This is a genomic window from Pseudomonas sp. LBUM1661 (genome assembly GCF_059695925.1).
In genome coordinates, this window is the sequence record NZ_CP166794.1 from 1756619 (window position 1) to 1780371 (window position 23753).

General features: G+C 60.9%; 25 protein-coding genes. 23 read left to right on the forward strand and 2 right to left on the reverse strand.

The annotated features are described in order from the left end of the window. Positions 1–195: 195 nt before the first annotated feature. The 14 genes from flhA (at position 196) to ACA057_RS08055 (ending at position 14565) form a co-directional block, all read left to right on the forward strand. A complete protein-coding gene (gene flhA / locus ACA057_RS07990) occupies positions 196–2325 on the forward strand; it encodes a flagellar biosynthesis protein FlhA (RefSeq protein ID WP_497347300.1) in 2130 nt (709 codons plus the stop codon). 11 nt (positions 2326–2336) lie between these two features. Next, positions 2337–3665: a flagellar biosynthesis GTPase FlhF gene (flhF, locus tag ACA057_RS07995; RefSeq protein WP_401358353.1), complete on the forward strand. Its 1329-nt coding sequence runs from the start codon at positions 2337–2339 to the stop codon at positions 3663–3665. Positions 3666–3780: 115 nt separating this feature from the next. Beyond that, positions 3781–4611, forward strand: a complete 831-nt coding sequence (fleN, locus tag ACA057_RS08000; RefSeq protein WP_008001746.1) for a flagellar synthesis regulator FleN — start codon at positions 3781–3783, stop codon at positions 4609–4611. Then, the gene (gene fliA, locus ACA057_RS08005; RefSeq protein WP_007975362.1) at positions 4608–5348 is read left to right on the forward strand and encodes an RNA polymerase sigma factor FliA; all 741 of its coding nucleotides are present in this window, start codon (positions 4608–4610) and stop codon (positions 5346–5348) included. Before fleN ends, fliA begins: the two co-directional genes overlap by 4 nt. Before the next feature lie 168 nt (positions 5349–5516). Continuing rightward, entirely contained in the window at positions 5517–5888 is a 372-nt protein-coding gene (locus ACA057_RS08010; RefSeq protein ID WP_003183998.1) for a chemotaxis response regulator CheY, read from the forward strand. A 22-nt stretch (positions 5889–5910) separates the two neighbouring features. Further along, a complete protein-coding gene (locus ACA057_RS08015; protein WP_059407551.1) occupies positions 5911–6699 on the forward strand; it encodes a protein phosphatase CheZ in 789 nt (262 codons plus the stop codon). A 14-nt stretch (positions 6700–6713) separates the two neighbouring features. Then, positions 6714–8963 carry a chemotaxis protein CheA gene (locus ACA057_RS08020; protein ID WP_497347304.1) on the forward strand — a complete coding sequence of 750 codons (2250 nt, stop codon included), beginning with the start codon at positions 6714–6716 and terminating at the stop codon, positions 8961–8963. 49 nt (positions 8964–9012) lie between these two features. After that, complete coding sequence (locus tag ACA057_RS08025; RefSeq protein WP_497347306.1) at positions 9013–10143, forward strand: protein-glutamate methylesterase/protein-glutamine glutaminase; 1131 nt, start codon at positions 9013–9015, stop codon at positions 10141–10143. Beyond that, positions 10143–10883: a flagellar motor protein gene (locus tag ACA057_RS08030; protein ID WP_497347308.1), complete on the forward strand. Its 741-nt coding sequence runs from the start codon at positions 10143–10145 to the stop codon at positions 10881–10883. The genes ACA057_RS08025 and ACA057_RS08030 overlap by 1 nt, the downstream gene beginning before the upstream one ends. A gap of 15 nt (positions 10884–10898) precedes the next feature. Beyond that, positions 10899–11789, forward strand: coding sequence for a flagellar motor protein MotD (gene motD / locus ACA057_RS08035; protein WP_497347310.1), 891 nt, complete (start codon positions 10899–10901; stop codon positions 11787–11789). A 39-nt stretch (positions 11790–11828) separates the two neighbouring features. Next, positions 11829–12617 carry a ParA family protein gene (locus ACA057_RS08040; protein WP_497347312.1) on the forward strand — a complete coding sequence of 263 codons (789 nt, stop codon included), beginning with the start codon at positions 11829–11831 and terminating at the stop codon, positions 12615–12617. A 117-nt stretch (positions 12618–12734) separates the two neighbouring features. Beyond that, positions 12735–13613, forward strand: coding sequence for a CheW domain-containing protein (locus ACA057_RS08045; protein ID WP_497347314.1), 879 nt, complete (start codon positions 12735–12737; stop codon positions 13611–13613). Between the two features lie 73 nt (positions 13614–13686). Further along, positions 13687–14172 (forward strand): chemotaxis protein CheW, encoded by a 486-nt coding sequence (locus ACA057_RS08050; protein ID WP_131061597.1) that lies wholly within the window; start codon positions 13687–13689, stop codon positions 14170–14172. Then, positions 14173–14565 carry a DUF2802 domain-containing protein gene (locus tag ACA057_RS08055; RefSeq protein ID WP_059407543.1) on the forward strand — a complete coding sequence of 131 codons (393 nt, stop codon included), beginning with the start codon at positions 14173–14175 and terminating at the stop codon, positions 14563–14565. It begins immediately after the preceding gene. 130 nt (positions 14566–14695) lie between these two features. Here ACA057_RS08055 and ACA057_RS08060 read toward each other — a convergent pair whose 3' ends face one another. Then, complete coding sequence (locus tag ACA057_RS08060) at positions 14696–15025, reverse strand: EscU/YscU/HrcU family type III secretion system export apparatus switch protein (RefSeq protein ID WP_497347317.1); 330 nt, start codon at positions 15023–15025, stop codon at positions 14696–14698. Further along, positions 15022–16596, reverse strand: a complete 1575-nt coding sequence (fliK, locus tag ACA057_RS08065) for a flagellar hook-length control protein FliK (protein WP_497347319.1) — start codon at positions 16594–16596, stop codon at positions 15022–15024. Before fliK ends, ACA057_RS08060 begins: the two co-directional genes overlap by 4 nt. Positions 16597–16793: 197 nt before the next feature. Between fliK and ccmA the strand changes: the two genes are divergently transcribed. The 9 genes from ccmA (at position 16794) to ccmI (ending at position 23745) form a co-directional block, all read left to right on the forward strand. After that, entirely contained in the window at positions 16794–17429 is a 636-nt protein-coding gene (gene ccmA, locus ACA057_RS08070) for a cytochrome c biogenesis heme-transporting ATPase CcmA (protein ID WP_497347321.1), read from the forward strand. Continuing rightward, the gene (gene ccmB / locus ACA057_RS08075) at positions 17426–18094 is read left to right on the forward strand and encodes a heme exporter protein CcmB (RefSeq protein WP_401358368.1); all 669 of its coding nucleotides are present in this window, start codon (positions 17426–17428) and stop codon (positions 18092–18094) included. The genes ccmA and ccmB overlap by 4 nt, the downstream gene beginning before the upstream one ends. A gap of 79 nt (positions 18095–18173) precedes the next feature. Next, positions 18174–18929, forward strand: a complete 756-nt coding sequence (locus ACA057_RS08080) for a heme ABC transporter permease (protein ID WP_497347323.1) — start codon at positions 18174–18176, stop codon at positions 18927–18929. After that, positions 18926–19102 (forward strand): heme exporter protein CcmD, encoded by a 177-nt coding sequence (ccmD, locus tag ACA057_RS08085; RefSeq protein WP_008145547.1) that lies wholly within the window; start codon positions 18926–18928, stop codon positions 19100–19102. The genes ACA057_RS08080 and ccmD overlap by 4 nt, the downstream gene beginning before the upstream one ends. Next, positions 19099–19554 carry a cytochrome c maturation protein CcmE gene (gene ccmE / locus ACA057_RS08090; protein ID WP_497347325.1) on the forward strand — a complete coding sequence of 152 codons (456 nt, stop codon included), beginning with the start codon at positions 19099–19101 and terminating at the stop codon, positions 19552–19554. The genes ccmD and ccmE overlap by 4 nt, the downstream gene beginning before the upstream one ends. A 3-nt stretch (positions 19555–19557) precedes the next feature. Further along, complete coding sequence (locus ACA057_RS08095; protein ID WP_497347327.1) at positions 19558–21546, forward strand: heme lyase CcmF/NrfE family subunit; 1989 nt, start codon at positions 19558–19560, stop codon at positions 21544–21546. Continuing rightward, positions 21543–22079, forward strand: coding sequence for a DsbE family thiol:disulfide interchange protein (locus ACA057_RS08100; protein WP_497347329.1), 537 nt, complete (start codon positions 21543–21545; stop codon positions 22077–22079). Before ACA057_RS08095 ends, ACA057_RS08100 begins: the two co-directional genes overlap by 4 nt. Further along, positions 22076–22546, forward strand: a complete 471-nt coding sequence (locus tag ACA057_RS08105) for a cytochrome c-type biogenesis protein (RefSeq protein ID WP_497347331.1) — start codon at positions 22076–22078, stop codon at positions 22544–22546. The genes ACA057_RS08100 and ACA057_RS08105 overlap by 4 nt, the downstream gene beginning before the upstream one ends. Beyond that, positions 22543–23745 (forward strand): c-type cytochrome biogenesis protein CcmI, encoded by a 1203-nt coding sequence (gene ccmI / locus ACA057_RS08110; protein ID WP_497347333.1) that lies wholly within the window; start codon positions 22543–22545, stop codon positions 23743–23745. Before ACA057_RS08105 ends, ccmI begins: the two co-directional genes overlap by 4 nt. Positions 23746–23753 lie beyond the last annotated feature (8 nt).

The window sequence follows — 23753 nt, forward strand, 5'->3', positions numbered from 1 at the left end:
CCCCTTCGCGAGCAGGGAAACGCATTCCAATGTGGGAGCGAGCCTGCTCGCGATGGGGCCGGTCCAGACAACACAAATTCCCCCGATAAACCGACCTGTTCCAGTCCCCGGCAAAAGTTGGAAGGCTTCTTGCAGTAGCCGCTTTGCGCCTGCTTCAGGCGTCAAAAGTTTGCTTTAAAGGAACGGGGAAAACCGGTGGATCGCTCTCAGTTACTCAACAGTGCTCGCACAAACGTTGCCGATTTAAGTCGGGGCAATCTGGGCGTGCCGTTGTTGCTGCTGGTCATGCTGGCGATGATGATGTTGCCCATCCCGCCGTTCCTGCTGGACGTGTTTTTCACGTTCAACATCGCGTTGTCGATTGTCGTCCTGCTGGTCTGCGTCTACGCCTTGCGGCCGCTGGATTTTGCGGTGTTTCCGACCATTCTGCTGGTGGCGACGTTGCTGCGACTGGCTTTGAACGTGGCTTCGACGCGGGTGGTCATGCTCCACGGTCAGGACGGGCACGCGTCCGCCGGTAAGGTGATCCAGGCTTTCGGTGAGGTGGTGATCGGCGGTAACTACGTGGTCGGTATCGTGGTCTTCGCGATTTTGATGATCATCAACTTCGTCGTGGTGACCAAGGGCGCCGGGCGGATTTCCGAGGTGAGCGCGCGTTTCACCCTCGATGCCATGCCCGGCAAACAGATGGCCATCGACGCCGACTTGAACGCCGGACTGATCGATCAGAACCAGGCCAAACTGCGCCGGATGGAAGTGGCCCAGGAAGCCGAGTTCTACGGTTCCATGGACGGTGCCAGCAAGTTCGTTCGTGGTGACGCTATCGCCGGCCTGCTGATTCTGTTCATCAACCTGATCGGCGGCATGGCGGTCGGTATCTTCCAGCACGGCATGACCTTCGGCGATGCCGGCAAGGTGTACGCGCTGTTGACCATTGGTGACGGTTTGGTGGCGCAATTGCCATCACTGTTGTTGTCGACGGCCGCCGCGATCATGGTGACCCGTGCTTCCGGCTCGGAAGACATGGGCAAGCAGATCAATCGCCAGATGTTCGCCTCGCCCAAAGCATTGGCGGTGGCCGCAGGTATGATGGCGGTCATGGGCCTGGTGCCGGGCATGCCGCACTTCTCCTTCCTGAGCATGGCGGCGCTGGCGGCGGGCGGTGCGTATCTGTTCTGGAAGAAGCAGAACACCGTCAAGGTCCAGGCCTTGCAAGAGATCAAGCGTCAGCAGGAAATGTTGCCGTCCCCGGCCCGCGCCCAGGAAACCAAGGAGTTGGGCTGGGACGACGTGACCCCGATCGACATGATTGGCCTGGAAGTCGGCTATCGCCTGATTCCACTGGTGGACCGCAACCAGGGCGGTCAATTGCTGGCGCGGATCAAGGGCGTGCGCAAGAAGCTCTCCCAGGACCTGGGCTTCCTGATGCCGACGGTGCATATCCGTGACAACCTCGACCTCGCGCCGAGCGCCTACCGCCTGACCCTCATGGGCGTGATCCTCGCCGAAGCCGAGATTTACCCGGACCGCGAACTGGCGATCAACCCGGGACAGGTCTACGGTACGTTGAACGGTATTACCGCCAAAGATCCGGCTTTTGGCCTGGAGGCGGTCTGGATCGAAATCAGCCAGCGGGCCCAGGCGCAATCGCTCGGTTACACCGTGGTCGATGCCAGTACGGTTGTGGCCACCCACTTGAACCAGATTTTGTACAAACACTCCAGTGAGCTGATTGGCCACGAGGAAGTGCAGCAACTCATGCAATTGCTGGCCAAAAGCTCGCCGAAACTGGCGGAAGAACTGGTGCCGGGCGTGCTGTCGTTGTCGCAACTGCTCAAGGTGTTGCAGGCGTTGCTGGCCGAACAAGTACCGGTACGGGACATTCGCAGCATCGCCGAGGCGATCGCCAACAATGCCAACAAGAGTCAAGATACTGCCGCGTTGGTGGCCGCCGTGCGCGTCGGCGTATCTCGCGCTATCGTCCAAAGCATTGTAGGCACTGACTCCGAGCTCCCTGTGATCACGCTGGAACCAAGGTTGGAACAGATATTGCTCAATAGTCTTCAGAAGGCAGGACAAGGCTCGGAAGAGGGCGTTCTGCTGGAGCCAAGCATGGCTGAGAAGTTGCAGCGCTCGTTGATCGAGGCGGCGCAGCGTCAGGAAATGCAAGGTCAACCGGTGATTCTGCTGGTGGCCGGTCCGGTTCGCGCGATGTTGTCGCGATTCGGCCGACTGGCAGTCCCGGGTTTGCACGTGTTGGCGTATCAGGAAATTCCTGACAACAAGCAAGTGACCATCGTTGCGACAGTAGGGCCCAACGGCTGAGGTAGTGGTTTATGCAAGTTAAGCGTTTTTTCGCCGCCGATATGCGTCAGGCCATGAAACTGGTTCGTGATGAGCTGGGCGCCGATGCCGCCATCATTGGCAATCGCCGGATCGCCGGTGGTGTCGAGCTGACGGCTGCCCTGGATTACAAACTGTCGGCGCTGGCCCCGCGTGTGCCGAACATGGAGCTCGAAGACGAGCTGCGCAAGACCCAGTCGCGGATCGTCACTGCCCAGGCCGAATTGAGCCTGCGCAGCGAAGGCGAGAGCGACAAGGCGACGAATCGTCAGTTGTTTGCCGGCTTGCCGCTGACCGCCGCCGAACCGCTGATCGAACCGACCTACGCCGAACCGCGTCGCCCTGCGCCGGCTCCTGCGCCAGCGTCGAATGGCGTCGACCCGCGTGCATTCGACTCGATGCGTTTCGAACTCAACAGCCTGCGTGAATTGATGGAAGTGCAGCTGGGCTCGCTGGCCTGGAATCAGCTGCAAGGCAGCCGTCCGGCCCAGGCCAACCTCTGGCGTCGCCTGCAACGCATTGGCCTGTCCGGCCCGTTGTCGCGGGACCTGCTGGCACTGATCAGCGATATTGAAGAACCTCGTCAGGCCTGGCGCATGTTGCTGGCGCACCTGGCGCGGATGATCGCCACCCCGGAAGTCGAGCCACTGGAAGAGGGCGGTGTGATCGCCATGGTCGGCCCCGCCGGCATGGGCAAGACCACCACGCTGGCCAAGCTCGCGGCCCGTTACGTGCTCAAGTACGGCGCGCAGAACATCGCGCTGGTGAGCATGGACAGCTATCGCATCGGTGCCCAGGAACAACTCAAGACCCTGGGGCGCATCCTCAACGTCTCGGTGACCCACGTCGATCCGGGCCAGTCCCTGGTGCAGGCGCTGGAACCCTTGCTGCGCAAACGCGTGGTGCTGATCGATACCGCCGGCCTCCAGGCCAGCGATCCGGCACTGCGCATGCAGCTCGAAAGTCTGGCCGGTCGTGGCATCAAATCGAAAAATTATCTGGTTTTGGCAACCACCAGCCAGAAACAGGTTCTAACCGCCGCTTATCACAGTTACAAACGCTGCGGGCTGGCTGGCTGCATCCTGACTAAACTGGATGAAACGGCAAGTCTGGGCGAGGTGTTGAGCCTGGCCATCAGTCATGAATTGCCGGTGGCCTACCTGACCGATGGCCCGCGGATTCCGGATGATTTGCATCTGCCGCGTCGTCATCAGTTGGTCAGTCGCGCCGTAAGCGTGCAAATGCAAGAAGAACCCAGCGAAGAAGCCATGGCTGACATGTTCGCTGATATTTACCACAGCCCGACCAAGCAGGTTGGCTGAGGTATTAATGAACAGTTTTTGTACCTACATCGATGGTCTGCCATGCATTGTTCCGTTTGTGAACGCGCAGCCAGTAATGTGGCCTCCGTCTAAGTAAGACAAGGTAAAGAAATTCATGGGCAGCATGCATCCCGTACAGGTGATCGCGGTGACCGGCGGCAAAGGTGGCGTCGGGAAAACTAACGTGTCAGTGAACTTGTCCCTGGCTCTAGCTGAGCTCGGCCGGCGCGTGATGCTGCTGGACGCCGATCTGGGGCTGGCGAACGTCGACGTTCTGCTGGGACTGACACCCAAACGTACCCTGGCCGACGTGATCGAAGGCCGCTGTGAGCTGCGCGACGTATTGTTGCAAGGCCCAGGCGGCATTCGCATCGTCCCGGCCGCGTCCGGCACCCAGAGCATGGTTCATTTGAGCCCGGCTCAACACGCCGGCCTGATCCAGGCGTTCAGCGATATCGGCGACAACCTCGACGTATTGGTGATCGACACCGCGGCGGGCATTGGTGATTCGGTGGTCAGTTTCGTTCGCGCCGCGCAAGAAGTCTTGCTGGTGGTGTGTGACGAACCGACGTCGATCACGGACGCCTACGCACTGATCAAACTGCTGAACCGCGATTACGGCATGAACCGCTTCCGCGTCCTGGCCAACATGGCCCAGAGCCCGCAGGAAGGTCGCAACCTGTTTGCCAAATTGACCAAAGTCACGGATCGCTTCCTCGACGTTGCCTTGCAATACGTCGGTGCGGTGCCGTACGACGAAAGCGTGCGCAAGGCCGTGCAGAAGCAGCGCGCCGTGTATGAAGCGTTCCCGCGTTCCAAGTGTTCGCTGGCCTTCAAGGCGATTGCGCAGAAGGTCGATACCTGGCCGCTGCCGGCCAACCCGCGTGGGCACCTGGAGTTTTTCGTCGAGCGCCTCGTGCAACAAACGGCAGGACCGGTGCTATGACAGCCAGCGGTTACAACCTCTACAAGAAATCGGCACGTGACGCGCAGTACGAGCTGATCGAGCGTTACGCGCCACTGGTTAAACGCATTGCCTACCACTTGCTGGCGCGTCTGCCGGCCAGTGTCCAGGTCGAAGACCTGATCCAGGCCGGGATGATCGGCCTGCTTGAAGTGTCGACCAAATACGACGCCAGCAAAGGCGCGAGTTTCGAGACGTACGCGGGCATCCGGATCCGCGGCGCGATGCTCGATGAAGTGCGCAAGGGGGACTGGGCGCCACGTTCGGTCCACCGCAATACCCGGATGGTCAGCGACGCCATTCGCTCGATTGAAGCTAAAACCGGTCGTGACGCTAAAGATCACGAGGTTGCGGCCGAACTCCAATTGAGTCTCGACGATTATTACGGGATTTTGAACGACACCCTGGGCAGCCGGTTATTCAGTTTCGACGATCTGTTGCAGGACGGCGAACACGAAGGGCTGCACGAGGATGGCGCGAGTGCACACACGGAGCCGTCACGCGATCTGGAAGATGAACGCTTCCAGGCGGCGCTGGCGGACGCGATTGCCAATTTGCCGGAGCGTGAGCGACTGGTGTTGGCGCTGTACTACGACGAAGAGTTGAACCTCAAGGAAATCGGCGAAGTCCTGGGGGTCAGCGAATCTCGGGTCAGCCAGTTACACAGCCAGTGCGCGGCCCGTTTGCGGGGGCGTTTGGGGGAGTGGCGAGCGCGCTGAAGGCAGTGTGGGGACACTGCGAACGTGGCTGGTGTGGTGTTGAAACTGCGCCGGTCTCGATCTGTTGTGCTCCAGACAGTCATTGAGTGCTTTGCCGGATTGATTGAAATGGCGCGTCCAGGTGCTGGGCGCGTTTAAGACTGCTTGGAGGTCGAATTGGACAAGAACATGAAAATCCTCATCGTTGATGACTTCTCAACGATGCGGCGGATCATAAAAAACCTGTTGCGTGACCTTGGGTTCACCAACACGGTCGAGGCTGACGATGGCACTACCGCCATCCCGGTTCTCAACAGCGGGAGCATCGACTTTCTGGTAACGGACTGGAACATGCCTGGCATGACCGGTATCGATCTGCTGCGCCACGTGCGCGCCGATGAAAAGCTCAAGCACTTGCCAGTGCTGATGGTCACCGCTGAAGCCAAGCGCGAACAGATCATCGAAGCGGCCCAGGCCGGTGTTAACGGCTATGTGGTCAAACCCTTCACGGCCCAGGCGTTGAAAGAAAAAATCGAGAAGATTTTCGAACGCATCGGTTGAGCAACTGCGCCACGGGGAAGCTATGGAGCATATCGAATCTTCACAGGGTGACTTCGAGTCGACCCTGAAAAAACACGCCGTCGAACTGGTCGAAAGCCTTGAAAAAGGCAAGTTCGGCGACGCTGTGCAACTGATCCATGAGCTCAACCAGACCCGTGACCGCGGCCTGTACCAGGAAGTGGGCAAGCTCACTCGCGAGCTGCACAGTGCGATCGTCAATTTCCAGATTGACCCGAACATGCCGCAAGCCGAGGAAGTGTCACAGATCACCGACGCCACCGAGCGCCTGGGGTATGTGGTCAAGCTGACCGAGGCGGCGGCCAACCGCACCATGGACCTGGTGGAAAACGCCACGCCGCTGGTCAACAGCCTGAGCAATGAAGCCCAGGCCTTGAGCACCGATTGGGGACGGTTCATGCGTCGCGAAGTCGGGGCTGAAGAGTTCCGTGAACTGGCGCGGCGAGTCGACGGTTTCCTGACACGCAGCAGCGAAGACAATCGTGTGGTGTCGAGCAACCTCAACGACATCCTGCTCGCCCAGGATTACCAGGACCTCACCGGTCAGGTGATCAAGCGCGTGACGCAGTTGGTCACCGAAGTTGAAAGCAACCTGCTCAAGCTCGTGCTGATGGCCAGTCAGGTGGACCGCTTTGCGGGCATCGAACATGACCGTGAAGCGATGCTGGCAGAAAAAGATCCGCAAAAACATCTCTCTCAGGGTGAAGGTCCGCAGATTCATGCCGATAAAAGAGAAGACGTTGTGTCCGGTCAGGACGATGTAGACGATTTGCTTTCCAGCCTTGGATTCTAGGAGCACCCATACACATGAGCTTCGGCGCCGATGAAGAGATCCTTCAGGATTTCCTGGTTGAGGCCGGCGAGATTCTAGAGCAACTGTCCGAACAGCTGGTCGAGCTTGAAAGCCGACCGGATGATGCGGACTTGCTCAATGCAATTTTTCGCGGTTTTCACACTGTAAAAGGGGGCGCCGGCTTCCTCCAGCTCCATGAGCTGGTGGAGTGCTGTCACATCGCCGAGAACGTGTTCGACATCCTGCGCAAGGGTGAACGACGCGTCGACTCGGAACTGATGGACGTGGTTCTCGAAGCGCTGGATGCGGTGAACAGCATGTTTACCGAAGTCCGCGAACGCAGCCCGGTCACGGCTGCCACGCCTGAATTGCTTGCAGCGCTGGCCCGTCTGGCCGAGCCGCAAACGGCTGATGAAGCCGCTCCGGTCGCTCAAGCGGTCGAAGAACCGGCGGCTGAAAGCGAATCGGGCGACATCACCGATAACGAATTCGAACAACTGCTGGACTCGCTGAATGCCGTCAAGGCACAAGCCGAAGCGGCGCCAGTGGTTGCGCCGCCGCCTGCCGACAATGCCGCTGGCAGCGATGAAATTACCGATGCCGAGTTCGAGTCGTTGCTCGATCAACTGCACGGCAAAGGCCAGTTCGCGGTCGATGCCGTGGCCCCGGCGCCCGTCGCTCCGGCTGCGCCGAAAGCGCCTGGCGACAGCTCCGACATTACCGATGACGAGTTCGAAGCACTGCTCGATCAACTGCACGGCAAAGGCAACTTTGCGGTCGATGCGCTGGAATCGGCGATTGCTTCGGTACCGACACCGGCAGCGCCGACCGCCGCAGCGGTGGGCGGCGATCTGATCTCCGATCACGAGTTCGAATCGCTGCTCGACGAATTGCACGGCAAAGGCAAGTTCACTGAAGTCGGCACCGCTTCGGCGGCCTCTTCTGTTGCGGCGCCAGTGGCGAAAGCTGCTGCACCGAAACCCGTTGCGAAAGCGCCCGAGCCAAAAGCCGAAGCGCCGAAACCGGCTGCCGCTGCGGCACCGGCTCCGGCCCGTGCCCCGGCTGCGCCGCCACCGGAAAAACCGGCCAGCGAAGCCGAGACCACCGTGCGGGTCGATACCGCGCGTCTCGACGAAATCATGAACATGGTCGGCGAACTGGTGCTGGTGCGTAACCGCCTGGTGCGCCTGGGTGCCAACAGCGCCGATGAGGCCATGTCCAAAGCCGTGTCGAACCTCGACGTGGTCACGGCCGACCTGCAAACCGCGGTCATGAAGACCCGGATGCAACCGATCAAGAAAGTCTTCGGGCGTTTCCCGCGCCTGGTTCGCGACCTGGCTCGCCAGCTCAAGAAAGAGATCATCCTGGAACTGGTCGGCGAAGAAACCGACCTCGACAAGAACCTCGTCGAGGCCCTGGCCGACCCGCTGGTCCACTTGGTGCGCAACGCGGTCGACCACGGCATCGAGTCGCCGGAAGAACGCGAAGCCTCGGGCAAGTCCCGCGGTGGCAAGGTGATCCTCGCCGCCGAACAGGAAGGCGATCACATCCTGCTGTCGATCTCCGATGACGGCAAAGGCATGGACCCGAACGTCCTGCGTTCGATCGCGGTAAAACGCGGTGTGATGGACAAGGATGCCGCCGATCGCTTGAGCGACACCGAATGCTACAACCTGATTTTCGCGCCAGGCTTCTCGACCAAAACCGAGATCTCCGACGTGTCGGGTCGTGGCGTGGGCATGGACGTGGTGAAAACCAAGATTTCCCAGCTCAACGGCTCGATCAACATCTACTCGACCAAGGGCCAGGGCTCGAAGATCGTCATCAAGGTGCCGTTGACCCTGGCGATCATGCCGACGCTGATGGTCATGCTCGGCAACCAGGCGTTTGCGTTCCCGCTGGTGAACGTCAACGAGATCTTCCACCTCGACCTGTCGCGCACCAACGTGGTGGACGGGCAGGAAGTGGTGATCGTGCGGGACAAGGCGCTGCCCTTGTTCTACCTCAAACGCTGGCTGGTCAGCTCCGCCGCACACGAAGAGCAGCGCGAAGGCCATGTGGTGATCCTTTCGGTGGGCACTCAGCGGATCGGCTTCGTCGTCGACCAGTTGGTGGGCCAGGAAGAAGTGGTCATCAAGCCATTGGGCAAAATGCTCCAGGGAACCCCGGGCATGTCCGGCGCCACCATCACCGGTGACGGCCGCATCGCGCTGATTCTCGATGTTCCGAGCATGCTCAAGCGTTACGCCGCACGGCGTATTTGATTCTGGTGGAGCGGGGCGACTGAGCCTCGCTCCGTCTAACGGAGTGTTTATGGCAGTCAAAGTCCTGGTGGTGGACGATTCGGGGTTTTTCCGCCGCCGCGTCTCGGAAATTCTTTCAGCGGATCCGAATATCCAGGTCGTCGGCACGGCGACCAACGGAAAAGAGGCGATCGATCAGGCCCTGGCCCTCAAGCCAGACGTGATCACCATGGACTACGAGATGCCGATGATGGATGGCATCACGGCCGTGCGGCACATCATGCAGCGCTGCCCGACCCCGGTGTTGATGTTCTCCTCGCTGACGCACGAAGGCGCCCGGGTCACCCTGGATGCACTGGACGCCGGCGCGGTGGATTTCCTGCCGAAGAATTTCGAAGACATCTCCCGCAACCCGGAGAAGGTCAAGCAACTGCTGTGCGAGAAGATTCTGAGCATTTCGCGCAGCAACCGTCGAGTCAGCACTTATGCTGCCCCGGCCCCAGTCGCTGCACCCATTCCGACGCCTGCGCCTTCAAGCACCAGCAGTTATGGCGGCAGTGCGCCTGCACGTCCGGCACCTGCGCCGCTGCCGACGCGTACGTACGCCGCCAGCCCGTCGTCGCCAGCGCCGAAACGCAAAGCTTACAAACTGGTCGCCATCGGTACATCCACTGGCGGTCCGGTTGCGCTGCAGCGGGTCTTGACCCAATTGCCGGCCAACTTCCCGGCACCGATCGTGTTGATCCAGCACATGCCTGCTGCCTTCACCAAAGCTTTCGCCGAGCGTCTGGACAAGCTCTGCCGCATCAGCGTCAAGGAAGCCGAGGATGGCGACATCCTGCGTCCTGGCCTGGCGCTGCTGGCACCGGGTGGCAAGCAAATGATGATCGATGGCCGTGGCGCGGTGAAAATCCTTCCCGGCGACGAGCGTCTGAATTACAAGCCGTGCGTGGACATCACCTTCGGTTCGGCGGCCAAGTCCTACGGTGACAAAGTTCTGGCGGTGGTGTTGACCGGCATGGGCGCCGACGGTCGCGAAGGCGCGCGTCTGCTCAAGCAGGGCGGCAGCTCGATCTGGGCCCAGGATGAAGCCAGCTGCGTGATCTACGGAATGCCGATGGCCATCGTCAAAGCCGAACTCGCCGACGCGGTATACGGCCTGGACGACATCGGCAAGCATCTGGTCGAGGCTTGCCTCTGATGGATGTTCTAAGCCTTATCGGGATCATCATGGCGTTCGTCGCGATCATTGGCGGCAACTACCTTGAAGGCGGTCACCTCGGCGCCCTGGCCAACGGCCCGGCAGCGTTGATCGTGATCGGCGGGACCATCGGCGCGGCGCTGCTGCAATCGCCGATGAGCGCGTTCAAGCGCGCCATGCAGATTCTGGCCTGGATCCTGTTTCCACCCCGTGTGGACCTGGCCGGCGGCGTCGATCGTGTCGTCAACTGGAGCCTGACCGCGCGCAAGGAAGGTTTGCTGGGGCTGGAAGGGGTGGCCGACGCCGAACCCGACAACTACTCGCGCAAAGGCCTGCAACTGCTGGTGGACGGCGCCGAGCCGGAAGCGATTCGAAGCATTCTCGAAGTGGATTTCTACACCCAGGAAAGCCGCGACATCGAAGCCGCCAAAGTCTTCGAAAGCATGGGCGGCTATGCGCCGACCATCGGCATCATCGGTGCGGTGATGGGGCTGATCCACGTCATGGGCAACCTTGGCGATCCATCGCAACTGGGCAGCGGCATCGCCGTGGCCTTCGTCGCCACCATCTATGGCGTGGCCAGTGCCAACCTGGTGCTGCTGCCGATTGCCGCCAAACTCAAGTCCGTTGCGATGCGCCAGTCGCGTTATCGCGAGATGTTGCTGGAAGGCATCCTGTCGATCGCCGAAGGTGAAAACCCTCGCTCTATCGAGTTGAAGCTTCAGGGCTTCATGGATTGATGGAGGTAATGGACCATGGCTCGTCGCCGGCAACCTGAAGAACACGTAAACCATGAACGTTGGCTGGTGTCCTACGCCGACTTCATCACCTTGCTGTTCGCTTTCTTCGTGGTCATGTACTCGATCTCTTCGATCAATGAAAGCAAGTACAAGGTCATCTCGGAAGCGTTGGTCGGCGTGTTCACCGATACCGACCGCGCGCTCAAACCGATTCCGGTCGGCGACGAGCGGCCGAAGACCGTGACCCCGGCCAAACCGTTGGTCAAGGATGCCGAGCAGGTCGACGCCGGCATCGCCGGTGCCAACGATCCGCTGAAAAGCATTGCCGATGACATCAGTGCGGCGTTCGGTGACTTGATCAGCTCCAACCAGATGACCGTGCGCGGCAACGAGTTATGGGTCGAGATCGAACTCAATTCCAGCCTGTTGTTCGGCAGCGGCGACGCCATGCCCAGCGACATCGCGTTCAACATCATCGACAAGGTCGCGGCGATTCTGAAGCCGTTCGATAACCCGATTCACGTCGAAGGTTTCACCGACGATCAACCGATCCGCACCTCGCAATACCCGACCAACTGGGAGCTGTCCTCGGCCCGTTCGGCGAGCATCGTGCGCATGCTGGCGATGCAGGGTGTGAATCCGGGTCGGCTGGCGTCGGTGGGTTACGGCGAGTTCCAGCCGGTGGCCAATAACGCCACGGCAGAAGGCCGCGCACGCAACCGTCGGGTGGTGCTGGTGGTGTCGCGAAATCTCGATGTGCGACGTAGCCTCACCGGTACCGGAACCGCCAATGCAAAACCGGACGCCGCGTTGAAGCGTGCTGGCACACAAACTGCACCGACCCCGGTCAAGTCGCCGGTACGAGAGAGCGCCGTCAATTCTCCGTCACCCGCATTAATACGTTGAGCTATTTCCCGGTCGACCCGACCGGGTGGAACAATCCGAATGAGAGTCTGGGCCGTTGCCAATCAAAAGGGTGGTGTTGGTAAAACCACTTCCTCTATCGCTTTAGCCGGTTTACTGGCCGAGGCGGGCAAGCGCGTGGTTGTGGTCGATCTCGACCCTCACGGCTCGATGACCAGCTATTTCGGTTACGACCCCGACACCCTGGAACACAGCTGCTACGACCTGTTCCTGCACAAGGGCAGCGTGCCGCAAGGCTTGCCCGGTCAGTTGTTGATGCCCACCAGTCACGAGAATATTTCCCTGTTGCCGTCGAGCACGGCGCTCGCGACCCTTGAGCGTCAGTCGCCGGGCCAAAGTGGTTTGGGCCTGGTGATCGCCAAGAGTCTGGCGCAGCTATGGCAGGACTTCGATTACGCCGTCATCGACAGCCCGCCGTTGCTCGGCGTGCTGATGGTCAATGCCTTGGCGGCGAGCCAGCAGCTGGTGATCCCGGTGCAGACCGAACACCTGGCCGTCAAAGGCCTGGAGCGCATGGTCAACACCCTGGCGATGATCAACCGCTCACGCAAACAGGCGCTGCCGTTCAGCATCGTGCCGACCTTGTTCGATCGCCGCACCCAGGCGTCCCTCGGCACGTTGCGAGTGTTGCGCGACAAGTACCCGGAAGAAATCTGGCAGGGCTACATCCCGGTCGACACGCGCTTGCGTGACGCCAGCCGCGCCGGTGTGACGCCTTCGCAATTCGACGGCAAAAGCCGTGGCGTTCTCGCCTACCGCGCGCTGCTCAAGCACCTGTTGGCGGCACAACTCGTCCCGCAGGTGGCCTGACATGTACACGAATCCTGTAGGAGCGAGGCTTGCCCGCGAAGGCCGCAACACGGTCTCCACAGTCAAATCGCGTAATCGTTCTTCGCGGGCAAGCCTCGCTCCTACAAGGACGGGCGTATGAACCGGCCGGTGAAGATCATTACTTCGCGTCCGCAGTTAGCGCTCCAGTCTTATCTGGACAGCTTGCTGATGGAGGCGACTGAAGAGTTGCCGCTGGAAGTCGACGCGGTGGCTGAAGTCATCGAGGTTGTCGAAGCGGTCGAGGCTGAAGCCGCGCTGGACGAGTTCCAGGCGGCGGTGCTCGAAGAGCAGGCGCGCGATGCGCAGAAACCTGACGCCGTCGCTGAGCCAATCGTCGCGAAAGCCCCGGTTGCCGTGATCGAAGCGTCAGCGCCCATTCTTGCGCCGGTATCGTCCATCGCACCGCTGCTGCAAGCCTTGGTGCCACCCGTCGTCGAAGTCCATCTGCCGCCGAGCAACACGCCGCCGCCGGTGGAAACCGATGGCCGTCCGTCCTGGGCTGCCGAACCGTTCGAATGCCTGTTGTTCGATGTCGCCGGGTTGACCCTGGCGGTGCCGCTGGTGTGCCTGGGTTCGATTTACTCACTGGCCGGTCACGAGCTCACGCCGCTGTTTGGTCAGCCGGAATGGTTCCTCGGGATCCTGCCGAGCCAGGCCGGCAACCTGAAGGTGCTGGATACCGCGCGCTGGGTCATGCCCGATCGTTATCGCGACGATTTCCGCCAGGGCCTGCAATACGTCATATCGGTTCAGGGCTATGAATGGGGGCTGGCGGTGCATCAGGTCAGCCGCTCGTTGCGCCTGGACCCGAACGAAATCAAATGGCGCAGCCACCGTGGTCAACGGCCATGGCTGGCGGGCACGGTGATTGAACACATGTGTGCGTTGCTCGACGTTTCAGCGCTGGCCGAGTTGATCGCCAGCGGCGGGGCCAAGCACCTGAGCAGCGTCAAGCCGGCTCACAAACCGACATAACAAACACGCGACGGCATTCAGTGCCGTCGCACAGAACACACACCGCCAGGGCGGTTTTTCGAGGGGTCAGGGTATGAATGATAAGGCGTCGTCTGCAAAGGGTTCTGAAGATCCGATCCTGCAATGGGTAACCTTCAAGCTGGACAATGAAACCTACGGCATCAATGTGATGCGCGTTCAGGAAGTCCTGCGTTACACCGAAATCGCTCCGGTCCCGGGTGCTCCGAGCTACGTGCTGGGCATCATCAACCTGCGCGGCAACGTGGTCACCGTGATCGACACCCGCCAGCGCTTCGGCCTGATGAATGCCGAGATCAGCGACAACACCCGTATCGTCATCATCGAAGCCGACAAGCAAGTGGTCGGGATCATGGTCGACAGCGTGGCCGAAGTGGTTTACCTGCGTCAGTCGGAAATCGAAACCGCGCCGAACGTCGGTAACGAAGAGTCCGCCAAGTTCATTCAAGGCGTGTGCAACAAGAACAACGAATTGCTGATCCTGGTCGAACTGGACAAGATGATGAGCGAAGAAGAATGGTCGGACCTGGAGAACATCTGATTGATTCTTGAGGTGGCGGTTATTGTCCTGTTCCTCTTCTGGGCAGGCACGCTGGCGATGTTTGTGTCGTACATACGCGCTCAGCGTGTGATCGCGGCGCAACAGGCCGAGGGCGATGCGCTGCGCGATCAGCGCATCAAGGACCTGGCCAAGCGCGTCGACAACTACCAGAGCGGCAACGTGCGCATGGGTGAAGACCTGCACGAACTGCGCGCGGTGGTCGGGCCGTTGCCGGACAAACTGGCGCAGCTGGAACAGCGTGACCCGTCGAGCCTGTCGTTTGCCCAGGCGGCGCGATTGGTGGGGATGGGCGCGAGCGTCGATGAACTGACTCAGTCCTGCGGGTTGACCCAGGCTGAGGCGGAGTTGATGAGCAAGTTGCACAAGAACTGATTTTTTGCGTTTGGCCTGAGATCGCTATCGCGGGCAAGCCCGCTCCCACAATGATTGATGGTGTACACAAGGTCTGTGAACACCACAATCCCCTGTGGGAGCGGGCTTGCCCGCGATGGGTTCTGAGACCTCAGTAATCATCCCCGCGATCGGTGACATCCTTCTCCATCATCGGCGCATCCGGATCCTGCCCCTGCGGAAACTTGCCCTTCAAATTCCACGCAAACGCAATGATCTCGGCAATCGTGCGGTACAACTCCTCCGGAATACTCTCCCCCAATTCCATCCGCGCCAGCAGCTTCACCAGCTCGGCGTTTTCGTAGATTGGCACTTCACAGTCGCGGGCAATTTTCAGAATGGCTTCGGCCAGTTCTTCGTCGCCTTTTGCGGTGAGGGTAGGGGCGTGGGTGCCGTCGTATTTGAGGGCAATGGCCTGGCGCGGGGTGTTGGGGTTTTTCATGCGGTTTCGTCGACCCAGCGTTGTTCGAGACTAGTTTGGGGGCCTTGGGGCGGTGTGCCGAGGTGGCAATCGATGTCGCCGACGTTCAGGCCGGACGCCAACAGGCGTTGGCGCAGTGCGGCCAGGTTGTTTTCGATCAGGCTGGCGGTGTAGGGCCGTTCGGCCCAGAGCTGGCTGGAGAGGCTGCCCTTGATCAATTGCGCCTGAATCTGCAATGGCCCCAGCGGCTCCATGTCGAACGCCAGCTCGACCCGCCACAGTTGTTGCTTGGGTGGGCGTTCCTCATTGCGTTCTTTTGGCGGTTCTTTCTCGGGGGCGTCTTCGCGCTGGAACTTGACCTGCAACGGCACGATGTCCTGCAAGTTGCGCATCGGGATTTCCAGTTGCCAGGTGCTCATCAGCCGCCCGTCACTGGTCACGCCGGTTTGTTCCAGGCTGGACAATTGATGGCTTTGCAGGCGTGAAACCGCAGCGGCGGCCAAGCGTAGCAGGTGCTCAAGATCGCCTTCATCGTCCGAGCTTTGCAGCAGACGTTCGGGCAGGGGGAAACCGGTCGGCGACGGTTTGGCGCTGACCTGCCCGAGCATGCCGAGGGCGTTACGCACGAAACTCGGCATTGCCTGGGCCAGTGTATTGGCGGCAATGATCGCGTTGAAACTGCTGTTGGCCGGCAGCCCGGGGGTCAGTTGCGCGATCAGCTTGAGCAGGTCGCCCTTCATGTCCGGGGTCAGTGTCGGGTTCTGTCCGGCGAGCAGTTTGCTTTCCAGGAACACGCCGCTATTGGCCAACGCCAGGGCCAGGCCTTTTGCCGTGCTGAGCTGCTGAACATCGGGCAGGCCGGAGAGCAATTTGTCGACGGCAGCGCGCAGGTCACTGGAGGTCTGGCTCGAGGCCGGCAGGTTTTGCAGGAGTTTGAGCAGCCCGTCCAGCGAGCCTTGGCGGCTCTGTTGGCTGACCAGCTGTTGGGTCACCGCCAATTGCTCCTGACGGCTGCTCAATGGCACGAATTTCAGCGTCTGGCTGTCCTGCACCTGCGCGCTCAACAAGGTGCCGATGCGCAGCGGCTGCGGGCTGTCGATGCTCAGCGTACTGCCGCTCAACGCGGTATTGAGCAGGCTCACCATCGAGCGAAACACCGTGGGCTGGCCCGGCATTTGAGGCAGCACCTGGGAGGTCAGTACTTTGCCTTGCAGCAGCGTACCGACAGGCAATTGCGATGTGTCGAGGCGGGTGAGGGTGGCGACGCTGGAGGCGATGGCCTGTTGCACGGTGATGGCCAGGTTGCCCGCCGACGGCTGGGTGATCGCCAGGCTAGTGCCTTGGGGCAGCGGTTGTGTGCTGGTGGCCTGGACCGTGGTCTGGCGGCCGCTGTCGAGGGTGACTTTGAGCAACAGTTGAAAGGTCTGATCCGCCTGCTTCAGCGACAGCACTTCGGCCTTGGCGGTCTGACCGGCGCTGATCAGGCCCTCCATCGGCGTCAGCAGCTTGAGCAATTCGCCGCTGACCGTCTGCGGACGAGAAGTCGCAGGCACGGTCGGCGGGAGCGGGAGGATGTTCATTTCGCCTGTCATACGCGGTCACAACCTGAGGAAATTGCCCTCTTTAGAGCAGGGCGTGGCATGTATAATGCCGCCCCGTTGTAGCCGGGGCGCTGAAAACATTTCAAATACTTGATCCAGCTCCCTAGAACGGGCCGCCAATGCATTTATCCTGCATAGCTTTAACGGCCGCTCCACTGCCGACTTGAACCTTAAAGGCCCGTGATCTCTTGACCAGTCCTGTCCTGCAAACCGTTGCCCTCGCCTGTGAGCGAGACCTTCGGCTGCTCTTCGAAAATCTCGAATTGAGACTGGCCAGTGGCGAAATGGTGCAAATCAGTGGCCCCAACGGCAGCGGCAAGACCAGTTTGCTGCGCTTGTTGTCCGGGCTGATGCAACCGACGGCCGGTCAAGTGCTGCTCAATGGTCAGCCATTGAACGAGCAACGCAGTGAGCTCGCGCGCAATTTGCTGTGGATCGGCCATGCCGCCGGGATCAAGGATTTGCTGACGCCCGAGGAAAACCTCAGCTGGCTCTGCGCCCTGCACCAACCGGCGTCTCATGAAGCGATCCGTCAAGCGCTGGCGGCTGTCGGGCTGCGCGGTTTCGAGGATGTTCCCTGCCATACCCTGTCCGCCGGCCAGCAACGTCGCGTCGCCTTGGCGCGGTTGTACCTGGACAGTCCGCCGCTGTGGATCCTCGACGAACCGTTCACCGCCCTCGACAAACAAGGCGTGGCGCAACTTGAAGCACACCTGGCCGCGCACTGTGAGCGCGGCGGCATGGTGGTGTTGACCACTCACCACACGCTGAGCCGGGTGCCGGCCAGCTACCGCGACATTGATCTGGGGAACTGGGCCGTATGAGTGTTTTCGGCCTGTTGGTCGCCCGTGAGGCTCGTTTGCTGTTCCGCCGACCTGCGGAGCTGGCCAATCCGCTGGTATTCTTCGCGATTGTGGTTTCGCTGTTCCCGCTGGCGGTCGGACCCGAGTCTCAATTGTTGCAAACCTTGTCTCCGGGACTGGTCTGGGTAGCGGCCCTTTTATCGGTTTTGCTCTCGCTGGACGGGCTTTTCCGCAGTGATTTCGAAGATGGATCGCTCGAACAGTGGGTCCTTTCGCCGCACCCCCTGGCTCTTCTGGTTTTGGCCAAGGTGCTGGCACACTGGTCGTTTTCCGGCCTGGCACTGGTTTTGCTCGCTCCACTGTTGGCGTTGATGCTCGGTTTACCCACCGCCTGTCTGCCAGTGTTGCTGCTTTCTTTGTTGCTGGGTACACCGGTGCTGAGCCTGCTCGGTGCGGTGGGCGCGGCCCTGACGGTGGGATTGAAGCGCGGCGGCCTGTTGCTGGCGTTGCTGATTCTGCCGCTGTACATCCCGGTGTTGATTCTCGGCAGTGGCGCCTTGCAGGCTGCCTTGCAGGGCATGCCGGCGACCGGTTATCTCTTGTGGCTTGGTAGCCTGACCGCCCTGGCGATAACCCTGACACCTTTTGCAATAGCCGCTGGCCTGAAGATCAGCGTCGGCGAATAATGAGGTCTGGTCAAAATTTGATCAGTAAAGACCCTTGGCTGACTCGTGATAACGAGCAGCAACCGTGATGGAAACAGTAATGAACTGGACCTGGTTTCATAAGCTCGGCTCACCCAAATGGTTTTACGGCATCAGTGGCAAACTGCTGCCGTGGCTGAGCGTCGCGGCGTTGCTGCTGATCGGCGTCGGCGTGGTCTGGGGCCTGGCCTTCGCACCGCCGGACTACCAGCAAGGCAACAGCTTTCGCATCATCTACATCCACGTTCCGGCCGCCATGCTGGCGCAGTCCATCTACGTGATGCTAGCGGTGTGCGGCATCGTCGGGCTGGTCTGGAAGATGAAACTGGCGGACGTCGCCCTGCAATGCGCGGCCCCGATCGGTGCCTGGATGACCGCCGTGGCGCTGGTCACCGGGGCGATCTGGGGCAAACCGACGTGGGGCTCGTGGTGGGTCTGGGATGCGCGACTTACGTCCATGCTTATTCTGCTGTTTCTGTACTTCGGACTCATTGCGCTGGGCAATGCGATCAGCAATCGTGACAGTGCCGCCAAGGCCTGCGCGGTGCTGGCGATTGTCGGCGTGATCAACATCCCGATCATCAAATACTCGGTGGAGTGGTGGAACACCCTGCACCAGGGCGCGACCTTCACCCTCACCGAAAAACCGGCGATGCCGGCAGAAATGTGGCTGCCGCTGCTGCTGACGGTGCTGGGCTTCTACTGCTTCTTCGGCGCCGTGCTGTTGCTGCGCATGCGCCTTGAAGTGCTCAAACGCGAGGCTCGCGCCAGCTGGGTCAAGGCCGAAGTGCAGAACAGTCTGGAGGCCGTTCGATGAGTTTTGCTTCATTCGGCGACTTCCTCGCCATGGGCCATCACGCCCTGTATGTCTGGTCCGCCTATGGCATCTGCCTGGCGGTGCTGGCCCTCAACGTGGCGGCGCCGATCCTGGCCCGCAAGCGGTATCTGCAACAAGAGGCGCGTCGTTTGCGCCGGGAGAACGGCAAGTGAATCCGCTGCGCAAAAAGCGTCTTATCATCATTCTCGCGATCCTCGTCGGTGTCGGCGCTGCCGTCGGCCTGGCCCTGAGCGCCCTGCAGCAGAACATCAATCTGTTTTACACCCCGACCCAAATCGCCAACGGCGAAGCCCCGCAAGACACGCGCATCCGCGCCGGCGGCATGGTCGAGCAAGGTTCGCTGCAACGTTCCGGCGACTCGCTGGATGTGAAATTCATCGTGACTGACTTCAACAAGTCCGTGACCATCAGCTATCGCGGCATCCTTCCGGACCTGTTCCGCGAAGGGCAGGGCATTGTTGCCCTGGGCAAAATCAACGCCGACGGCGTGGTGGTGGCTGACGAAGTACTGGCCAAGCACGATGAAAAGTACATGCCGCCGGAAGTGACCAAGGCCCTGAAAGACAGTGGTCAATCCGCCCCAACACCCGCGAAGGAGGGTTGATTCATGACTTCCGGCATCTTTATTCCCGAACTCGGCCACCTGGCCATGATTCTGGCGCTGTGTTTCGCGCTGGTTCAAGCCGTGGTGCCGTTGCTCGGCGCCTGGCGCGGCGACCGCTTGTGGATGAGCCTCGCTCAACCCGCCGCTTGGGGCCAGTTCACCTTTCTGGTGTTCGCTTTCGGTTGCCTGACCTACGCGTTCATGACCGACGACTTCTCGGTGGACTACGTCGCCAGCAACTCCAACAGCGCGTTGCCGTGGTACTACAAGTTCAGCGCGGTCTGGGGCGCTCATGAAGGTTCGTTGCTGCTCTGGGCGTTGATCCTCGGCGGCTGGACGTTCGCGGTGTCGGTGTTCTCCCGGCAGTTGCCGCAAGTCATGCTCGCTCGCGTCTTGGCGGTGATGGGCATGATCAGCACCGGTTTCCTGTTGTTCCTGATCCTCACCTCGAACCCTTTCGCGCGCATCCTGCCGCAGATCCCGGCGGACGGTCGTGACCTCAACCCACTGCTGCAAGACATTGGCCTGATCGTTCACCCGCCGATGCTGTACATGGGTTATGTCGGGTTCTCCGTGGCCTTCGCCTTCGCCATCGCGGCGCTGCTCGGCGGTCGTCTTGATGCGGCGTGGGCGCGCTGGTCGCGTCCGTGGACCATTGTCGCCTGGGCCTTTCTCGGTATCGGCATCACCCTCGGTTCGTGGTGGGCCTACTACGAACTCGGTTGGGGCGGCTGGTGGTTCTGGGACCCGGTGGAAAACGCCTCGTTCATGCCTTGGCTGGTGGGCACCGCGCTGATTCACTCGTTGGCGGTCACGGAAAAACGTGGCGTGTTCAAGAGTTGGACCGTGTTGCTGGCCATCGCGGCGTTCTCGTTGAGTTTGCTCGGTACCTTCCTGGTACGCTCCGGCGTGCTGACCTCGGTGCACGCCTTTGCTTCCGATCCGGAGCGCGGCGTGTTCATCCTGATTTTCCTGCTGTTTGTGGTCGGTGGTTCGCTGACGCTGTTCGCCCTGCGCGCACCAGTGGTGAAGAGCCACGTAGGCTTCAACCTCTGGTCCCGGGAAACCCTGCTGCTGGGCAACAACCTGGTGCTGGTGGTGGCGGCGTCGATGATCTTGCTGGGCACCTTGTACCCGCTGATTCTCGATGCAATGACCGGGGCCAAGCTGTCGGTCGGCCCGCCGTACTTCAACGCGCTGTTCATTCCGTTGATGGGCTTGCTGATGGTGGTGATGGCGGTCGGCATGCTGGTGCGCTGGAAAGACACCCCGGTCAAATGGCTGGTGAACATGCTCACGCCCGTATTGCTCGGCAGCGCCGCGTTGGCCGTGGTGGCGGGCGTCGCTTACGGCGATTTCAACTGGGCGGTGATCGCGACCTTCATGCTCGCCGCTTGGGTATTGCTGGCCGGTGTGCGTGACATTTTTGACAAGACGCGCCACAAAGGCCTGATCAAAGGCTTGCCGACCCTGACCCGCAGTTATTGGGGCATGCAGATCGCGCATTTGGGTATTGCTGTGTGCGCGCTCGGTGTCGTGCTGTCGAGCCAGAACAGTGCCGAGCGCGATTTGCGCCTGGCACCGGGCGAGTCCATGGACCTGGCCGGTTACCACTTCATCTTCGAAGGCGCCAAGCACTTCGAAGGGCCGAACTTCACGTCCGACAAGGGCACCGTGCGGGTCGTCCGCGACGGCAAGGAAGTCAGCGTGCTGCACCCGGAAAAACGTTTGTACACCGTGCAGAACTCGGTGATGACCGAAGCCGGGATCGACGCCGGTTTCACCCGTGACATCTACGTCGCCCTCGGCGAACCGCTGGGCGATGGCGCCTGGGCCGTGCGCGTACACGTCAAACCGTTCGTGCGCTGGATCTGGTTCGGTGGTTTGCTCACCGGTTTGGGCGGTGTGCTGGCGGCGCTGGATCGGCGTTATCGGGTCAAGGTGAAAAGCCGTGTGCGTGAAGCGCTGGGCATGTCGGGAGCCACTGCATGAGACGTTGGTTGATGCTGTTGCCACTGGCGATTTTCCTGGTGGTGGCTGTTTTCCTTTATCGCGGGCTGTATCTGGACCCGGCCGAGTTGCCGTCGGCGATGATCGGCAAGCCGTTCCCGGAGTTTTCCCTGCCCTCGGTGCAGGGCGACAAGACCCTGACCAAGGCGGACATTGTCGGCAAACCGGCGCTGGTCAACGTCTGGGGCACCTGGTGCATTTCCTGCCGGGTCGAGCACCCGGTGCTGAACAAACTGGCCGAGAAGGGCGTGGTGATCTACGGCATCAACTACAAGGACGTCAACGCCGACGCCTTGAAGTGGCTGGTGGAATTCCACAACCCGTATCAGCTGGACATTCGCGACGACGCAGGCACCTTGGGTTTGAACCTGGGTGTGTACGGCGCGCCGGAAACCTTCTTTATAGACGCCAAGGGCATCATCCGCGACAAGTTCGTCGGGGTGATCGACGAGCAGGTCTGGCGTGAAAAACTGGCGGCCAAGTATCAGGCGCTGGTTGATGAGGCCAAGCCATGAAGCGCTGGATCGCCGCTGTTTTCCTCGGTTTGAGCATGGCCGGTGTGGCTCACGCCGCCATCGATACCTACGAGTTCGCCAAAGAAGGCGACCGTGAGCGTTTTCGCGAGCTGACCAAAGAACTGCGTTGCCCCAAGTGCCAGAATCAGGACATCGCCGATTCCAACGCACCGATCGCTGCTGACCTGCGCAAAGAGATTTTCCGCATGCTCGGCGAGGGCAAGGACAACCAGCAGATCATCGATTTCATGGTCGATCGCTACGGTGATTTCGTCCGCTACAAACCCGCTCTGACCACCAAGACTGCTGTGCTCTGGTTCGGCCCCGCCGGCCTGTTGCTGGGTGGTTTTGTGATCATCGCCGTGATCGTCCGCCGTCGTCGCGTGCAACGCGCTGACACCAAGGATGAGCTTTCTGCCGAGGAGCGCGAGCGCCTCGACCACCTGTTGGATAAAAACCAAGAATGATTGATTTCTGGCTCGCTGCAGGTCTGCTACTTCTGGTCGCCCTGAGTTTTCTGTTGATCCCCGTCCTGCGTGGCCGTCGCGCCCAGCTGGAAGAGGATCGTACTGCCCTGAACGTCGCGCTGTATCAGGAGCGCGTGGCTGAGTTGCAGACTCAGCAGGAAGAGGGCGTGCTCGACGCCGCGCAACTGGACACCGGTCGCGCTGAAGCGGCGCGTGAATTGCTCGCGGATACCGAAGGCGTCGAGGCGCCACGTGTGTCGCGCCTGGGCAAGCCGTTGCCACTGCTGGCGGCGATTCTGGTGCCGGTGCTGGGGCTTGGGCTTTACCTGCATTTCGGTGCCAGCGACAAGGTCGAGCTGACCCGGGAATTTGCCCAGGCGCCACAGTCGATGGAAGAGATGACCCGTCGCCTGGAGCGCGCGGTCGAGGCTCAGCCGGATTCCGCTGAAGGCTTGTACTTCCTTGGGCGCACCTACATGGCCCAGGATCGTCCTGGCGACGCGGCGAAGCTCTTCGAGCGCACCGTGACCCTCGCCGGTCGCCAACCGGAGCTGCTCGGCCAATGGGCTCAGGCGCAGTATTTCGCTGACGGCAAGAAATGGTCGGACAAGGTTCAAGCCCTGACCGATGAAGCACTCAAGGCCGATCCGAAAGAAGTCACCAGCCTTGGCCTGCTCGGTATCGCGGCGTTTGAAAGCCAGCGTTATCAGGACGCCATCGACTACTGGAATCGACTGCTGGCGCAATTGCCGCCGACGGACAGTTCCCGTGTCGCGCTGGAAGGCGGGATCAAACGGGCCACTGAGAAACTGGTCGCCAGCGGCGGCAAGGTTGCCGAGGCGCCGGCGGCCAAGGTCGCCGCGCTGCTCAAGGTGCGTGTGGACCTGGCGCCTGAGCTCAAAGCCAAGGTCCAGCCGGGCGACAGCGTGTTCATCTTCGCCCGCGCGACTTCTGGCCCACCGGCGCCGTTGGCCGCCAAACGCCTGACCGTGGCCGACTTGCCCGTCACCGTCGAACTGGGCGATGCCGACGCAATGATGCCGCAGTTGAAACTGTCGAACTTCCCTGAAGTCCAACTGGTTGCGCGCATTTCCCGCGCCGGCCAACCGACTGCCGGCGAGTGGGTCGGTCGCAGCCAGCCTCTGGCCAGCAGCACGACTGCGCAGCAACATCTGACCATCGACAGCCCGGATAAATAACAGGAAAC

Excerpts from the sequence above, each read along its gene's own strand:
- flhF (WP_401358353.1), top strand. The coding sequence starts at position 2,337 with ATGCAAGTTAAGCGTTTTTTCGCCGCCGATATGCGTCAGGCCATGAAA.
- fleN (WP_008001746.1), top strand. The coding sequence starts at position 3,781 with ATGGGCAGCATGCATCCCGTACAGGTGATCGCGGTGACCGGCGGCAAA.
- fliA (WP_007975362.1), top strand. The coding sequence starts at position 4,608 with ATGACAGCCAGCGGTTACAACCTCTACAAGAAATCGGCACGTGACGCG.
- ACA057_RS08010 (WP_003183998.1), top strand. The coding sequence starts at position 5,517 with ATGAAAATCCTCATCGTTGATGACTTCTCAACGATGCGGCGGATCATA.
- ACA057_RS08015 (WP_059407551.1), top strand. The coding sequence starts at position 5,911 with ATGGAGCATATCGAATCTTCACAGGGTGACTTCGAGTCGACCCTGAAA.
- ACA057_RS08020 (WP_497347304.1), top strand. The coding sequence starts at position 6,714 with ATGAGCTTCGGCGCCGATGAAGAGATCCTTCAGGATTTCCTGGTTGAG.
- ACA057_RS08025 (WP_497347306.1), top strand. The coding sequence starts at position 9,013 with ATGGCAGTCAAAGTCCTGGTGGTGGACGATTCGGGGTTTTTCCGCCGC.
- ACA057_RS08030 (WP_497347308.1), top strand. The coding sequence starts at position 10,143 with ATGGATGTTCTAAGCCTTATCGGGATCATCATGGCGTTCGTCGCGATC.
- motD (WP_497347310.1), top strand. The coding sequence starts at position 10,899 with ATGGCTCGTCGCCGGCAACCTGAAGAACACGTAAACCATGAACGTTGG.
- ACA057_RS08040 (WP_497347312.1), top strand. The coding sequence starts at position 11,829 with ATGAGAGTCTGGGCCGTTGCCAATCAAAAGGGTGGTGTTGGTAAAACC.
- ACA057_RS08045 (WP_497347314.1), top strand. The coding sequence starts at position 12,735 with ATGAACCGGCCGGTGAAGATCATTACTTCGCGTCCGCAGTTAGCGCTC.
- ACA057_RS08050 (WP_131061597.1), top strand. The coding sequence starts at position 13,687 with ATGAATGATAAGGCGTCGTCTGCAAAGGGTTCTGAAGATCCGATCCTG.
- ACA057_RS08060 (WP_497347317.1), bottom strand. The coding sequence starts at position 15,025 with ATGAAAAACCCCAACACCCCGCGCCAGGCCATTGCCCTCAAATACGAC.
- fliK (WP_497347319.1), bottom strand. The coding sequence starts at position 16,596 with ATGACAGGCGAAATGAACATCCTCCCGCTCCCGCCGACCGTGCCTGCG.
- ccmB (WP_401358368.1), top strand. The coding sequence starts at position 17,426 with ATGAGTGTTTTCGGCCTGTTGGTCGCCCGTGAGGCTCGTTTGCTGTTC.
- ACA057_RS08080 (WP_497347323.1), top strand. The coding sequence starts at position 18,174 with ATGAACTGGACCTGGTTTCATAAGCTCGGCTCACCCAAATGGTTTTAC.
- ccmD (WP_008145547.1), top strand. The coding sequence starts at position 18,926 with ATGAGTTTTGCTTCATTCGGCGACTTCCTCGCCATGGGCCATCACGCC.
- ACA057_RS08095 (WP_497347327.1), top strand. The coding sequence starts at position 19,558 with ATGACTTCCGGCATCTTTATTCCCGAACTCGGCCACCTGGCCATGATT.
- ACA057_RS08100 (WP_497347329.1), top strand. The coding sequence starts at position 21,543 with ATGAGACGTTGGTTGATGCTGTTGCCACTGGCGATTTTCCTGGTGGTG.
- ACA057_RS08105 (WP_497347331.1), top strand. The coding sequence starts at position 22,076 with ATGAAGCGCTGGATCGCCGCTGTTTTCCTCGGTTTGAGCATGGCCGGT.
- ccmI (WP_497347333.1), top strand. The coding sequence starts at position 22,543 with ATGATTGATTTCTGGCTCGCTGCAGGTCTGCTACTTCTGGTCGCCCTG.